Genomic DNA, 14657 nt, shown 5'->3' on the forward strand with positions numbered 1-14657 from the left:
AACGAAATTTTTAAAAGTTGGTGTTTGGTTATGACGAAGTGTGATTGTTGCTCTAACCCTTTTAAGTGGGGAGAGATTTTAAAGAAAAACTTTATTTATGGTCCGATTACATGTCGAAATTGTAACTGCGTACATAAAATTGATGTTCCTTCGAGGTTTCTCACTACCCTGTTCAGTGTGGTTCCCTTCCTTTTATTCGGAATGATTTTATCTCCTTTTCATAACATCTTTTTCACCATTGTAGTGGCGTTGTTGATATTTGTATCAGGTATGCTTGTCACCCCTTTTGTGGTTAATTATAAGTTGGTAAGCAAGTAGACGGAAGGCAAAGGGGTGGCAGCAAAAGGCATAAAAAAAGTAAGCAGGCAGCCACCCGCTTACGTTAGTATTGTTTTTGGTGTTTAACATCCCAATGCATCGCACCTTTGGTATGAACATTGAGCTTCTGCGCCATTGCATGTGCGGCAGTGAAATCAGAAAAGGTTTTAAACAAATGGCTGTTTGTAGCCTTTAAGGTTTCTGTTGCCCCATTTACGCATCGTATAAGAACGAACATATTGCGGGACAGTGGTCTCAAAGCACCATCATCACAATGACGACAGCCTTTGTCCTTTCCCCATGACATCGCTTACGCACCTCCTCCCCATTAAACTTTACCGGAGTTAGAAGAGGACTGTCAGATCATTTGTGATGATCAGGGTAATTGCTATATCATTTGTCATTTTGAGGCAGCGTGTGATTGAGCGGACAGGGAGCCTGGTACAGCCAGGCTCTTTTTCTATTGCTATCATGAGAGAGATTAGTATGCAGCTCCTGATAAATAAACATACCAAAGGCAGCTATCATACCAGGAAAAAGGGGGAGGTCAAACTGGTTAGGTAGCTGCCTTTATTCAATAATTATACTAACAGACATAGCCGCTTTAAACCACCAAAGTAATAAAAATGTAATACCTTTTTTACCCTTGACACATTTATCTCAAAAAGAAAAAATTTCATCCATCACCTGGTAAAACAGTTGTTAGTAAGGTTGTAATGGTCTTTAAACATATTTTGGTGAATTACGGTAATGATTGTCACGTGGTACATATCTTTCCCTATAAAACGGGCCTGTATATTTAGATATTAAGCCTGTATTTTTCAGGTGGTCACTTGTGTTAATCTTTTAGAGATGGAAATTCACGTCCTCCTTTCATGGGGGACGTTTTTATTTGTCATAGACGTATAAAGTATATTGCATTTCACCATGAAGGAGTGACGGCTTTGGATTTATTTATAACGATATTTTTTCTGATTAGTGTAACGTTTCCTGTGTTGCATCTTTATCATTGCCTGCCGTTTTTTCGTAATAATGACGAAAGTACGGGAATCACTAGCGGTTTGAAACAGTGGAAGCATCAACATGGCTATATGAAAGAGGCCGGCATCAGTATTTTGGTTCCCTGTTACAACGAAGAATCGATCATTGAAACTTCAATAGCAAGTATGAAGACACTGGAGTATTCGAAGTTTGAAGTGGTTTATATCAATGATGGATCATCGGATGGCACGATGGATGATTTGAATAACATGCTCGATTTGAAAAAAAGCGAGCTGTCCCCTCAGGGCAGACTGATGCATGAAAAGGTAAAAGGGGTGTACCAGTCCCAGCTTTATCCTCATATGTACGTCATTGATAAAGAGAATGGCGGGAAGGCAGATGCACTCAATGCCGGAATCGAATATTCTCAAAAAGATTTAGTTGTCACGCTGGATGCCGATACGATCTTGGCCGAGAATGCATTGGCAGCAGTCAATAAAGCATTCGAAGATCAAGGAGTCGTAGCTGCCGGCGGAATGGTCCATGTTCTGCAGACAAAAACGAATGAGCCGTTAAAGCGGTTATCGCTGAAAACGGCCAATATGCTTGTCCGTGTCCAGGTACTTGATTTTCTGAAAGCTTTTTATATATCCAAATTGTCACTCGTCCGATTCAAGGCTTTGGCCGTTATTTCTGGAGCGTTTGGTGTCTTTCGGAAAGACATTTTATTTAAGGTTGGCGGCTACCGGAATTCCATTGGAGAAGATATCGACATCACGTTGCGTATCCAGCGGTTCATTGCAGATAAAAAGCAGTTGAAAATCACGTTTATTGCTGATGCGATCGGTTATACCGAACTTCCGGAGACATGGAAGGATTTGACGAAACAGCGTCTCCGGTGGCAAAAAGCATATGTCGACTGTGTCATTCATTTTTGGGCATTTTTCCTAAAAACGTTATTTACCAAGCCTGTTTCCTTTTTCTATATTTTTGAAACCTTTCTGATTGGTACGATTGCTGCTTATTTCATGACTGGGGTGGTGACGTATAACCTGATTACGAGCTCGGAGAATTCGATTCTTGCCTATATGTTTTTCTATTTGTTCTTCCTGTTTTTATTCGGGGTCCTGTACGATCTTGTCGCGCTCCGTATGAACAAGCATTATGGCTTCCGTTTCCAGAAGGGAGATGGCTTCCGAATACTGGGGACAATTTTCTTCGATATTTTCGTGTATCGATTTGTGGCAGTCTATTACGTCATGTATGGAAGCATCTCTTACTTTTTCAACAAGAAATGGAACAAAGTATCCCGGACAGGAAGAAACTATCATCAGAAGAAATCGGAAACGGCAGCTTGACACTCCGTTTTGAGTGGAGGACAGCATTATGGGTAAAAAAGTTCTATTATTCATCATGACAGCCGGGACGGTATTGGTTCTTGGGGCAGTCAGTTATACATTCAACGTGTTCACGTCGACCTCGGCAAGCATCTATGAAGATATTGACCGTAATCCTGAATTTGAACAGCGTCTGGATCATATCGACTTGAAGGACGGGGATCCGATATCCGTATTGATCATGGGGCTGGATACGCAAAAAGGAGAAAAAGGCGGACGGGCCGATACGATGGTCCTGCTGACAATCAATCCGGAAGAAGAGTCTGTCCAGATGGTCAGTATTCCCCGTGATACGTATGTAAAGGTTCGAGGGGCTGAAGAAAATAAGATGAACAGCACCTATCAAGTCGGCGGTACGGAAATGACCATCAAGTCAATTGAGGAATTTCTCGACGTTCCGGTCGATTATTTTGTAAAAGTGAATATGCAAAGTTTTGAAGGCATTGTTAATGCTCTGGATGGTATCACTGTCCAGAACGACCTCGAGTTTGATACCAGGGATGCCGAGCATCTCAAAGGAGATGCGTATTTTCCTAAAGGGGAGATTACGCTAAATGGAGAAGAAGCCCTGCTGTATGCCCGGATGAGAGAGCTCGACCCTAGAGGGGATTTCGGGCGTCAGAAACGGCAGCGTCAGGTGATCGAACAAGTGATTCAAAAAGGGGCAAGCATTTCCTCCGTGACCAAGTTCGGTGATATTTTTGAAGTGGTGGAAGATCACGTGAAGACCAACCTGAGTTTTAATGAGATGTGGAAAATCCAGTCCAATTACAAAGATGCCCGTGCAAAAATTGAACAGTACAAAATCGAAGGCACGGATAAAAAGATCGATGGGGTTTACTACTATATGCCTGACGAAAAACAAGTAGAGGAAATTTCCTATCAATTGAACTCTCATTTAGGGTTGGCCGACCAGGCATCTGATGCAGCAAAAAGGCCGATGGAAGAGAATGTTAAGAAAGAGGACAAGGAAGGGAATCTCTTTACGACCAAAGAACCCAAGCGTGAATCTGGTAAAGAACCAGTAACCGAAGCAGAGCATCGTCCGGACGAAGAAGATCCGCCGGAAGAAAAAGAGCAGGAAACATCGACAGAAAAGCCAACGCCACCGAAAGAGGATGAAGGTGAGGCGGAGTCAGCCACAGACGAAAGTGAGGAGGCACCTCAAGAACCAACAGGACCGGAATCTTCCCAGGACCAAGGCGGCAATGGTGATCCGAACGTCAAACAAGTCATAACCGATAATTGGGCTGTTGTGCCAACCGAACAGGAGAACCATACTCATATCACTTTTGAAAAAGGTTCGCTCGATTGGAAGGAAATGACGACAGCGATCGCTGCAGGTGCCGGCTTGCCGGAAGACGATATGATTGTCTGGTGGGCGGCGGGTGAAGGCACGGATAAAGCCAATGCCACGGTCACCAATCAAGCCCAGACAGAGAATTACCGTGTCCATGTTGCGTGGGTGGACGGTGCCGGTTACAAGCCGGTGAAAACAGAAATTCTTTATGAAAATGATCAGAAAAATTGAGGAGACGACCGTGTTAAAGATAGAAAACGGCGGGCTGTAAGGGTGGGTCCGCCAATAAACATGTAATTCCAACCAATTTGAAAGATACTGCCCGAACAGCGGCTGGATTTTCGAAGTCTATTAAAAAGAGTTGGAGGAAGAAGCGATATGAATGCATCTGATTTTTTAAATATGTATGTGTGGGTAACAGCAGCTGGTGTGTTAGCGTTTGTTGTAGTAGGTTTAATCATCTATCATTATTTTTCCGCTAAAAGCTATAAGAAAATGGTGGCAGAAGTGGAACACGACGCCGTGACAACACTGGATCAGGTGGAAAAGGATTATGAACAAAAGAAAGAAGAGCACAGGAAAAAAATAAAGGAAGATTACGAGCTAAAGGTCGCAGCGGTCAAAGAATACGTCAAAGATATGGAAAAGATCTCTCGAACAGCCAGTGAGATGGAAGTGTATACGATTGTGAGTGAATTGAAGGATAGTCTGGTTCGTGAAGGAAGGATCCAGCCTTCTGATATGATTCTACTGCCTAACGTGTACTTACCTTCGCCTGGGGATAAGAAATTCGTTAAAAATGAGCTTATTGTATTGATGAAGTCGGGAATTTATCTGCTTGGCACCAACGATTTACAGGGAAAGGTGCTTTACGGTATGAGTCAGGACAAGGCGAAGGAAGTTTCTTTTTTGTTTGATGACTTTTTTTCTTCCGATGATCCTAAGGAAGAAAAGACGCTTGTCGCTGATCATCAGCAAGCAGAGCGGCATAACCTGAAGGTGAGGTCCATAGAGAATCCTGCCAGACAGGTATTGGATGGGATGGAGACGATCCATAGCCTGCTGGAAACTAATGAGCTCGACCATCGGGTACTTCCGATTGTTTATTTTACTCAAAGCAACCAGGTCATCAATTATTCCAAAGCTTATAAGCCGTATGTATTTGATCAGAAAGAAAAGCTCGCCAAATTTCTGGTGGGTCAGCTGAAAGATGGCTATCCATTTTATACCGAAAAGGATTTGAAAAAGCTGAAAGCCGTGCTCGAGCACGCGGATATGACCAATGGAGAAGCCGGACACTTCAGTCAGGAACTTGCAGCGGAACATACGTAAAAGAAAAGCGCAAGCGCCCTGAAAGACACGAAACGCATAAGCAAAACGGCTGGTGGAAGGTGTCCTTTCCTTCCGCAAGACGGGTTGCTTATGTCGCGAGTGTCTGGGCGCTGAAGCTAGCCGACTAAAATATTATACTTTCTTATCTTATAACAAAAGCCACCCTCGATTGGGGTGGCTTTTTGTATGCAGTGTTTGTTTTTAATAAAGGCAGGATTCCTTTCAGATGAAAAGGGGGAGGTCAATACTGATGGGAACCTGCTTTATTTATATTCACCCTAACAGATGAATCTGCTTTTATCCAGACAAGTAATCGCTATGTAATGTTATTTTAACTCGTGAGATATTTTTTTCATCTTTCTGCATTAAAAAATAGGCAGCACTGGCAAGTTCTGCCCTAACTTAGGCAGGTTCTGACCTAAACCCAAAACATTCTGACTTAACGCAGGTAACTTCTGCCCTAACGCGTCAACCTTACGCCCTAACTGAGCCATGTTCTGACTTAAAGCAGCTATTAGTTGTTTGGTCAATGGGTTGCGCTGGCGTTTTTTTCTAGTTATAGTACAAATACATAGAGAAGTGAGATACATAGGAGGCTATTATGCCACGGGCTAAGTACAAGAAAATTTATGAAGACTTGAAACAGAAGATAGAAAATGAATTTTATCCCTATCAACAGTTGCTCCCATCGGAAAATACCATGGTAAAAGAATACGACTGCTCACGAAATACGATCCGTCGGGCCATAGGTGAACTGGCTTCAGAAGGATATGTTCAGACGAGACATGGGCATGGAGCGCGTGTGATTTACCAGGACTTCAAACAGGCGGAGTATATGTTCGGGGAAACCGAAACGTTCAAACAATTCGCCATTCGTAATAAAAAAGGACACCGGACGGAAGTGATCGTTTTCGAAGAAATGACGGTGGACGAACGCCTCCATGAAGAGACGATGATGCCGGTGGGAATAGAGGTCTACCATCTCCAGCGGGTCCGCTATCTTGATGGGGATCCGGTGATCATGGATTATAACTATTTTAGAAAAGATGTTGTGAAAGATCTGACAGTAGACATCGCTGAGGATTCTATCTATGAATATCTGGAAAGAGAGTGGAATCAAAGAGCGGTCACCGCGAAGCGAAAAATGACGGTGGAGAAAGTGACCGAAACGGATGAAAAATATTTAAAAATGGATGGCTACAATTGTGTGGTTGTGGTCACCAGTCATGTTTTCAATGCGGACGGTGTCATGTTTGAGTATACCCAGTCGAGGCACATGCCCGGTGATTTTGTCTTTTTTGACCAGACGCAGCGAAAAGCGTAATAAAAAAGTGTACGAGAGAGAGTCTCGTACACTTTTTTTATGTTTTTAAACCGTTGCTGCCTGCTTACGTTCACGATTGTTTTTTTCCTGTTGCCGGGCGGCGAGATGGATGAATACGCTGGATGTCCACGTATGAGCAAGATCTCTTAACCCTTCACCCGTTTCAGCGTGGAAGTTCTCGGCGAATCCTCCATACTTACAGAGCTTCAGGAATTTCTCCGCTACTTCATCCGCCAATTCCTGCTTCCCGCATGCTTCAAAAGCATCAATGAACAGCAGGGTAGTCGGTGCCCAGATGGGTCCTCTCCAGTAAGCATCTTCTTCATATAATGGGCTGTCGATCGCCTCGGAAGCAATTCCCCATTCCGTCAAATACCTGTCGCTGCTTAGTGTTTCAATGATTTTCTTTCTTACGGATTCCGGCAATTTATCTGCCAGGATAAGGGAAACGAGCGGCAGGTATCCTTCGCTGTCGATCTTTTCGCCGGTCCGTGTATAACGGGCGACTGGCAAATCATCGACGATGAAATAGTCGCAGAACAGGTCGGTATATTTCTGTGCTTTCTCTTCCCACTGTTCCTTATCCTGAGGGCGGTCCAATTTACCAGCTGCGACAGCGAGCATGTCCATGGATTTAATCAAAAAGGCCAATAGATCCGGAGAGTCAATGATATCGGCATTTCGGAAAACGGTGCTGTTATCCTGACCGGAATCATTCCCATGGTGGTATTCCGGAATGCCGTCCTGGTTGGAATCTTTGTATCGGAAATAGAAGTTTACATGCGCTTCAATTTGTTGATACATTTGTTCCAGCTGAGCTTGGGTAAGAGTCATTCTGTCCATCATTTTCAATACAAACAATCCTTGTACCGGAGGCTTGGAAAAGTTCCAGCGGATGGTGGAATCACTGAGGGAGCCGGGAATTTGTCCTTTCTCGTCCTGGTGGTCGAACAGGCATTGGATCTGATCCCATGCCAGCTGGTCATCCACACCGGCAAGCGCCAGGCCATTAAAGGCATTGTCCCAGCTCCATACGCCAGGGAAGTTGCTGTTGGACATGAACATCGCCTTCCTTTTCAGCAAGCCCTCTTCATTCTTGATGCACGTCCAGTTGAGATAAGCCGCTTCGCGTAAGGTTTGCTGATAGTCTTCCGGGACCGCCGGCTGTTTAGCTAGAAAATCTTCGAAGTGGGCCTTGCTTTTTGCCAGCGCTTGATCAAAGCTGTATTCTCTGTCGGCTGGAACCGATCCATGTGTCGGAATATCTTCAATGACACAGAGAAACTCATCGGACCCGGCTTCAGCGTCAATATGGATGCTCGACAGGTTGTCCGCTTTATTCGTGCTCCCTGTTGTATCCATAAATACGTTCTGTTTCATGGAAAGCGAACCTTGTGGCGCAAAAATCAAATACTTCGTTAAGTTTTTATAGCTATTAACGATGCAGTATTCGTCTCCACTCTTCCCTAATAGATAATTGTATTCAAAGTTGTAAATCGGCTGGGTATCCAGTGTAAGTCCGAGGTTTTCCCCGGTTCCCCTGACAAAAATCCGTAACTCATCTTCAAAACAAATGTCCAATTTTCCTCCATCGACATGCATGGTGATCTGGAATTCATCTGCCTCGTAGCTATAACTGACGGGTTCCCCGTTTTTCGTCGGAATTATTTTAAGCGCATTTTGATGCTGCTTGGATTTCCCCCTGACAGCATTCACATAAATGCCTTCTTTTTCGGGCTCGTTATTTTCCTGGTAGGTAAGGGCCATATAAGAACCGAAATGGCTCATTGGAGTTACTGTTAAATCCAATTGATACACTCCTTATTTCAAAATTTTCTTGACAACTATTCTCACTGTACTATAATGAACTTGTTTAAACAAGTAGCAAATTTTGAAAGCGGTTTTTGAAAGCGATTAAGATAAAGGGAGGAAATATCATGGGTTTCAAAGAAAACGTTGCCAAAATAATTGAACATGTCGGCGGCCCTGCAAATGTCACGAATGCTTCCCATTGTGTAACCCGGCTGCGCCTCGTTCTAAAAGATGAAAACCTCGTGAATAGAGATGCATTAGAAGAAAATGAATTGGTAAAGGGAACCTTTTCAGCGAACGGCCAGTATCAGGTCATTATCGGTCCTGGAACGGTGGAAAAAGTTTATCAGGAATTTGTAAAGCAGACGGATGCCGAGGAAGTCAGTAAGGATGAAATGAAGCAGATTACGGCAGAGAAAGGGAATCCTTTACAAAAAGGGATCCGGGTACTGGCGGACATTTTCATTCCGATTCTGCCGGCGATCGTTGCTGCAGGTTTGCTGTTAGGATTGAACAACCTGCTTGCCAATCCGGGAATCTTTTTTGAAGAAAAATCGTTATTAGACGTGTATACCGGCTGGACCGGATTTGCTGAATTCATTAATGTAATCGCAAACACGGCATTCACATTTTTACCTGTATTGATTGCCTGGTCCGCCGCGAAAAAGTTTGGTGGAAGTCCGTTATTAGGGATTGTTCTTGGTTTGTTGCTCGTCCATCCGGAATTGATGTCTGCCTATGATTATGCAGCAGATCCAGAAGGTGTAGGATACTGGAATTTGTTTGGCTGGGAAATTGCTAAAATAGGATATCAGGGACAAGTGCTTCCGGTAATCTTTGCAGTATGGCTGCTGACCTGGTCTGAAAAACATTTGAAAAGTTTCATACCGGGTAATTTGCAAATGTTATTTGTCGCACCGTTTGCTTTGATTTTTGCCGGACTATTGACGTTTGGGTTGATTGGTCCGATCACAATGACTGGATCGAACTGGATTACGGATGGCATTTTATATCTATTTGAAGTATCTCCTGCATTTGCAGGCGGTGTTTATGGGTTCATTTCCGCTCCGCTTGTGATCACAGGAATGCACCATATTTTCCTTGGGGTAAACCTGCAAATGGCAGGAACTCTTGGGTATGTCACGCTTTGGCCGGTAAGTGAAACGGTAACATTGGCGCAGGGTGCTGCTGCATTGACGATGTTCTTCCTATTGAAACGTAATAAGAAATTAAGAGGGGTTTCTTTTGCCGCGACGATTTCTGCCTGGCTTGGTGTTACGGAACCTGCGATTTACGGGATCAACCTCCGCTTCCGCTACCCGTTCATCGCTGTCATGCTGGCGAGTGCTGTGGGTAGTGCCTATATCGCTGCGCAAGGCGTCAAAGCAACTTCCGTTGGCGTGGGCGGCGTGCTGTCCTTCTTATCTGTTTATCCAGAACACTGGGGATTCTACTTCCTTGGCATGGGAATCACATTTGTGCTGACGGTTGGTCTGACGCTCGGGTTCCATAAAGGTAACCTGTTCCAGACACGTAAATCTGTAGATAAAAAAGAGGGTCAAACAGTGGAGACAAAAAAAGTAGCAACTTCCTAATAGAAAAGCCACTCCATATTGGAGTGGCTTTTCTTGATCGTATGTTTTGCTGCTTGTCTTCTTGTTCAATAAAGTTCAGGTTTTTATCAGAAAATAAAAGGGGGGAGGTCAAAACTGATGTTCACCTGACTTTATCTATATTCACCCTAACAGAGGAAATTGCTTTTATCCAGTGAAGTAATAGCTATGTAATGAGATTTTAACCCATGATATCATTTTTCCAAACTTCTGCTTTAAATTTTTATGGTACACCGGTAACTTCTTCCCTAACTCAACCATGTTCTGACTTAAGCAAATTTCTGACTGTAACCGCATAAAGGATATGAAGGTATGTTAGGATAAGTGTATATATTTTACAATACACAGGGGATGGAGGGGGATAATGAATAAATTTCAAAGGCAGGCGGTGGTTTTTTCATTGCTTGGTGCTGCCTGCATAGCCGGTGGCATGGGAATGAAAGATTATATCCCCTATTCTCCACTAATCGGGTGGTTGTTTGGGCTTATCTGTCAAATTCTCGCCTTACTATCTGCTATAAAATGGAATCGTGAACAACGCGGGCCTACTAACTAAGGGGGGGAAGATGATTAATAAGAAGTCTAAGTTTTTGCTGGGTGTCACCATAATATCCGTCACATTTTTACTGCTTTTCAGTTTTTTTATCATCACATCCAGCTATTTTCATTCAAAAGAGATTGGTGAATTTACAGCCCAGTGTTACGAACGCGGTGGGGAAGTCCTGTTAGAAATACATAATAGTTTAACGAGTTCCTATTCTTTTGAATGTAAGATGGATAAGTAAAGCCACTCCGGCTGGGGTGGTTTTTCTACTGGGCGCATCCTTGTATAAGAAAGCGGATTTCTGCTGAAGCTATTGGTAGCAGATAGACGTTAAAGTAGGTGCAATGATGACAGCTGGACTGATTTCGATTATTATTCCTTCCTATAATGAATCCGATAATATCGACCTTATTTATAAAGCGGTGGACAAAGAGTTTGAAGCGCTTCGTTATGATTACGAAATCCTGTATGTGAATGATGGCAGTTCGGACGATACGCTCTCCCGGATTAAGAGGCTCGCGAAGGAGCACTCTCGCGTGAAGTATATATCGTTTACGCGTAATTTTGGAAAAGAGGTAGCGCTACTTGCCGGGTTTCAACATGCGAACGGAGAAGCGGTAATTGTGATGGATGCAGACCTGCAGCACCCGTGTTCGTTGATTCGACCGTTCCTCGACGGGTATGAGGAAGGCTATCACCAGGTGATCGGAAAACGGAATCGGAAGGGGGAAGGCTGGCTGCGATCGTGTCTTTCCTCGCTTTACTATTGTGTCATCAACAAGTTTGTGGATGTCGAGCTTGAGGATGGAGTCGGGGATTTCCGGCTGCTGAGCAGGAAAGCGGTGGATGGGCTGTTGAAGCTGAATGAGGGAAGCCGCTTCTCGAAGGGGCTGTTTTCCTGGATCGGTTTAAGTCAAAAGGTCATCCACTATGATAACGTCTGCCGGGAGAATGGCCAGTCGAAGTGGAAGCTGTCTAAATTGATGAATTATGGCATTGATGGTGCGATATCGTTTAACAACCGGCCACTCCGGCTCTGCTTTTATACCGGTATTTTTGTGCTGATGATTTCTGCTCTATATATAATCGTCCATCTGGTCCTTATACTGAATAACGGGATCGTGGAGCAGGGTTATTTCACGACGATTTCTGCGGTGCTGCTGCTTGGCGGCATCCAGCTCGTCAGCCTTGGTGTCATCGGAGAATATATCGGAAGGATATACTACGAAACGAAGCAGCGGCCGCATTATCTGGTCGAGGAAGCCAATATCCGTCGCGGGCCAGACAGGGAAGCGGACCAAACGGGAGTTTACCAAATTCATCGCAGTGGGGATCGGTAATGCGGTCAGATACACTGATAAAACAGTAAAATATCTAAAATGCAGGCGGGGATGTCATGGTAAATAAAAAGCTTATGCTGTTAGTGGCGGCGAGTCTCGTACTTGCTGTCTTAGCTCATGGTTTTTTTCTGCAGGCATGGACGGAAGGCCGTTACATGGTCGGGCACAATGACGGCTTGCAGCAAATGGTGACATTCAAAAAACTTTTATACAACCAATACACCAGCGGTGATTTCTTCTATAACTACGGATTTGGCCTCGGCGGGGGTACCTATAGTCAGTTGTCGTTTTATTTTTCGACGTCGATTGTTTTCCTGCTCAGCGCCGGGGTAACTTTTTTACTGGAATGGCTTGGAGTAGTGAGTGCGGTAGATATCGTTTATTGGGCCAAGGCGGCCGTGTTCATCAGCATCCTCCGGCTGACTGCTATTCTTGCCCTTACCACGCTTATTTTCCGTTATATGAAAGTTCCGTGGCTGCCTGCATTCCTGGGGTCCGCTGTGTATGGGTTATCGGTGATCTATTTCCGGCATGCGACGTACTGGGAGTTCTTTGCTGATGCCATGTTATGGCTGCCATTGCTTGTCCTTGGGGTTGAAAAAATCATCCGTGAAGGCCGGGCGGGATGGTTTATTTTTGCTGTCGCCGTAACGATGTTTGATAACTTCTATTTTGCCTATATCAATCTGATTTTCATTGGCGTATACTTTCTGTTCCGGTTATTCCACCGGCTGGATGAGCAGGAAGTATCCTTGTTTAAAAGAGTCTGGCTGTTTATGACGGCGGGATTGATTGGTGCAGGCATCAGTGCGGTTTCTTTTGTACCGGCGGTCTACAGTTTTCTGAACAATTACCGCCCTGGTTACCGGTTTCCGATTGATATCGTAGATTTTTCCGATAATATCCTGTTTACAAGCCGGATCATTGTTCTGCCGGCTATTTTTCTCTTGTTGCTCTGCCTTATTCCCTTGTATAAGAGGCCACATTTCCGATTATTTGCCTCGTTAAGCGTTCTGTTCGTGCTCCTTCATTTCAGTCCGCTTGCGGCCAGCGCATTCAATGGCTTTTCGGCTCCCCAGTACCGCTGGGAATACCTGCTGTCATTTACGGTTGGAGGGGGTGTGGCTGTGGGACTGCAGTACTTGGGGGAGGTCAGTAAAACAAGCATAATGATTGCAAGTCTGCTCGTAATCAGCCTGTACTTGAGCGTGCTGGTGATCGATCAGCATCTTTCTTTCTTCTCGCTGCCTGGTCTCACTGTCCTAATTTTCATGGTAGTCATCGTGTTGATGACTGCATGTGTCGTGTGGATAGGTAAACGCAGCTGCTTTTACATGTTATACGGGGCAAGCCTTGTTTTTCTGCTCGTTTTTTCGAATGCCATCCAGTACGTCATCTCGGAAATGACCGGTGTGCGAAGTGTATCGCAGGAGTTTTTACATAGCGAAAAATATAACGGGAAAGAACAGCTGGAATTGCTGACGGAAATCAAGGAGCGGGATAGCGACCCGCTTTACCGGATTGACTGGCGGGTCGGGTATTGGAACAATACGCCGATCGTTCAGGATTTCAACGGTATGAGTGTTTATTCCAGCATATTGAACAAGGAGCTGTTGTTTTTCTATTTGTATGATCTGCAAGTGGATATGGGGCGGGAGAGTGTCAGCCGTTACTCGACGCTCGGTTCCCGGGCCAATCTGTACAGCCTGTTGCAGGGCAAATACATGATGCGTAAAAAAGAAGACACGGCAAAAGTTCCCTATGGTTTCGAAAAGGTGGCCGCTACAGAAAATTATGTGATGTACGAGAATACCAACCTGCTGCCGTTTGTACGTACGACAGATACCGTATTTTCTAAAGAGGCGCTGAGAGAAGCCAATGTCCTGGAAAAAGAGCACGCGATGCTGGAAGGGGTGGTTGTCGAGGACGGCAGCTTTTCTGAAAAACCAACAGAAGCGCCAAATCTTATTGACAATACGATCATGAAAACGGCTGGAGCAGAATATGAACATGGGTATTTGAAGGTGAAGGATAAAGAAGGTGGCATAGATATGATTGTCGAGGACTTTGATGGGGAGGCTGGTGATTATTACGTCCGTTTTCATCTCGAAAGTCTCGCCGAGCGGCAAGGGTTTGCGGTGAAGGTCAATGGTTACCGGACGACACGTAAACATAACCAGTCGATTTACAAAACCTACATCGATGACCTGGTCATCCGAGTTCCGAAAGCGGAAAAGATTTCGATACGTGTTCCCGAAGGTGAGTATTTGTTGAAGGAGTTTGCATTATATGAAGAAGACTACACGGTTCTAGACAAAGCAAAACGCCATACGGATGATGGAGCACAGGTGAAATGGGAGGGCAATAACCTGGCGATTCAATATGACAATCACGGTGGAGACAAATGGATGGTGCTGCCTATTCCTTACGAACGAGGATGGCAGGTGAAGGTGAATGGAGAGGAACAGAAGATGGAAAAGGTCAATTATGCGTTCCTGGGATTTCCGATTGAATCAGGAAACAATCAGATTCAATTAATGTATTTTCCTCCTTTCTTTAAAGCTTCTATGGCAGTCACTTTTGTAAGTATCCTGCTTGCTCTCCTATTAGTCGGGAGAAAAGCGAACAATAAACATCATTTAATTAATTATGTTCGCATTTACCATTGAAAGCCTATCTGCGATTTGTTATAGTGG

At 44.4% G+C, this 14657-nt stretch carries 13 protein-coding genes and 1 pseudogene; 12 read left to right on the forward strand and 2 right to left on the reverse strand.

What is annotated here, in order from left to right; genetic code table 11:
• Positions 1-30 precede the first annotated feature (30 nt).
• Entirely contained in the window at positions 31-318 is a 288-nt protein-coding gene (locus B9Y67_RS21160) for a TIGR04104 family putative zinc finger protein (RefSeq protein ID WP_085507599.1), read from the forward strand.
• 64 nt (positions 319-382) lie between these two features.
• On the opposite strand, the gene B9Y67_RS14220 is transcribed toward B9Y67_RS21160, so the two are convergent.
• Positions 383-625, reverse strand: coding sequence for a hypothetical protein (locus B9Y67_RS14220; RefSeq protein WP_085507601.1), 243 nt, complete (start codon positions 623-625; stop codon positions 383-385).
• A 65-nt stretch (positions 626-690) separates the two neighbouring features.
• On the opposite strand from B9Y67_RS14220, the gene B9Y67_RS14225 reads away from it, so the two are divergent.
• From B9Y67_RS14225 to B9Y67_RS14245, 6 genes and pseudogenes are all read left to right on the forward strand, one after another.
• Positions 691-882, forward strand: a complete 192-nt coding sequence (locus B9Y67_RS14225; RefSeq protein ID WP_085507603.1) for a hypothetical protein — start codon at positions 691-693, stop codon at positions 880-882.
• 380 nt (positions 883-1262) lie between these two features.
• Positions 1263-2657 (forward strand): glycosyltransferase family 2 protein, encoded by a 1395-nt coding sequence (locus B9Y67_RS14230; protein WP_176224012.1) that lies wholly within the window; start codon positions 1263-1265, stop codon positions 2655-2657.
• Between the two features lie 28 nt (positions 2658-2685).
• Positions 2686-3597 (forward strand): annotated as a pseudogene (locus tag B9Y67_RS21205) (LCP family glycopolymer transferase); the annotation flags it as partial.
• Between the two features lie 39 nt (positions 3598-3636).
• On the forward strand, positions 3637-4227 hold the full coding sequence (locus B9Y67_RS21210; RefSeq protein WP_254901861.1) for a YrrS family protein: 591 nt from the start codon (positions 3637-3639) through the stop codon (positions 4225-4227).
• A 147-nt stretch (positions 4228-4374) separates the two neighbouring features.
• Positions 4375-5328, forward strand: coding sequence for a hypothetical protein (locus B9Y67_RS14240; RefSeq protein WP_085507607.1), 954 nt, complete (start codon positions 4375-4377; stop codon positions 5326-5328).
• Positions 5329-5929: 601 nt separating this feature from the next.
• A complete protein-coding gene (locus B9Y67_RS14245) occupies positions 5930-6652 on the forward strand; it encodes a UTRA domain-containing protein (protein WP_085507609.1) in 723 nt (240 codons plus the stop codon).
• Positions 6653-6697: 45 nt separating this feature from the next.
• Here B9Y67_RS14245 and B9Y67_RS14250 read toward each other — a convergent pair whose 3' ends face one another.
• Entirely contained in the window at positions 6698-8461 is a 1764-nt protein-coding gene (locus B9Y67_RS14250) for an amylo-alpha-1,6-glucosidase (protein ID WP_085507611.1), read from the reverse strand.
• A 128-nt stretch (positions 8462-8589) separates the two neighbouring features.
• On the opposite strand from B9Y67_RS14250, the gene B9Y67_RS14255 reads away from it, so the two are divergent.
• The 5 genes from B9Y67_RS14255 to B9Y67_RS14275 all read left to right on the forward strand — a co-directional run bounded on the left by B9Y67_RS14255 (position 8590) and on the right by B9Y67_RS14275 (position 14630).
• Complete coding sequence (locus tag B9Y67_RS14255; RefSeq protein ID WP_085507613.1) at positions 8590-10059, forward strand: PTS transporter subunit EIIC; 1470 nt, start codon at positions 8590-8592, stop codon at positions 10057-10059.
• A gap of 382 nt (positions 10060-10441) precedes the next feature.
• Positions 10442-10633 carry a hypothetical protein gene (locus B9Y67_RS14260; protein ID WP_085507615.1) on the forward strand — a complete coding sequence of 64 codons (192 nt, stop codon included), beginning with the start codon at positions 10442-10444 and terminating at the stop codon, positions 10631-10633.
• 10 nt (positions 10634-10643) lie between these two features.
• A complete protein-coding gene (locus B9Y67_RS14265) occupies positions 10644-10862 on the forward strand; it encodes a hypothetical protein (RefSeq protein WP_085507617.1) in 219 nt (72 codons plus the stop codon).
• Positions 10863-10968: 106 nt separating this feature from the next.
• The gene (locus tag B9Y67_RS14270) at positions 10969-11961 is read left to right on the forward strand and encodes a glycosyltransferase family 2 protein (protein WP_085507619.1); all 993 of its coding nucleotides are present in this window, start codon (positions 10969-10971) and stop codon (positions 11959-11961) included.
• A gap of 56 nt (positions 11962-12017) precedes the next feature.
• Positions 12018-14630, forward strand: coding sequence for a YfhO family protein (locus tag B9Y67_RS14275; RefSeq protein WP_085507621.1), 2613 nt, complete (start codon positions 12018-12020; stop codon positions 14628-14630).
• The last annotated feature ends 27 nt before the right edge of the window (positions 14631-14657 follow it).

This window comes from Thalassobacillus devorans, assembly GCF_900176565.1.
Classification (GTDB): Bacteria; Bacillota; Bacilli; order Bacillales; family Halobacillaceae; genus Thalassobacillus; species Thalassobacillus devorans_A.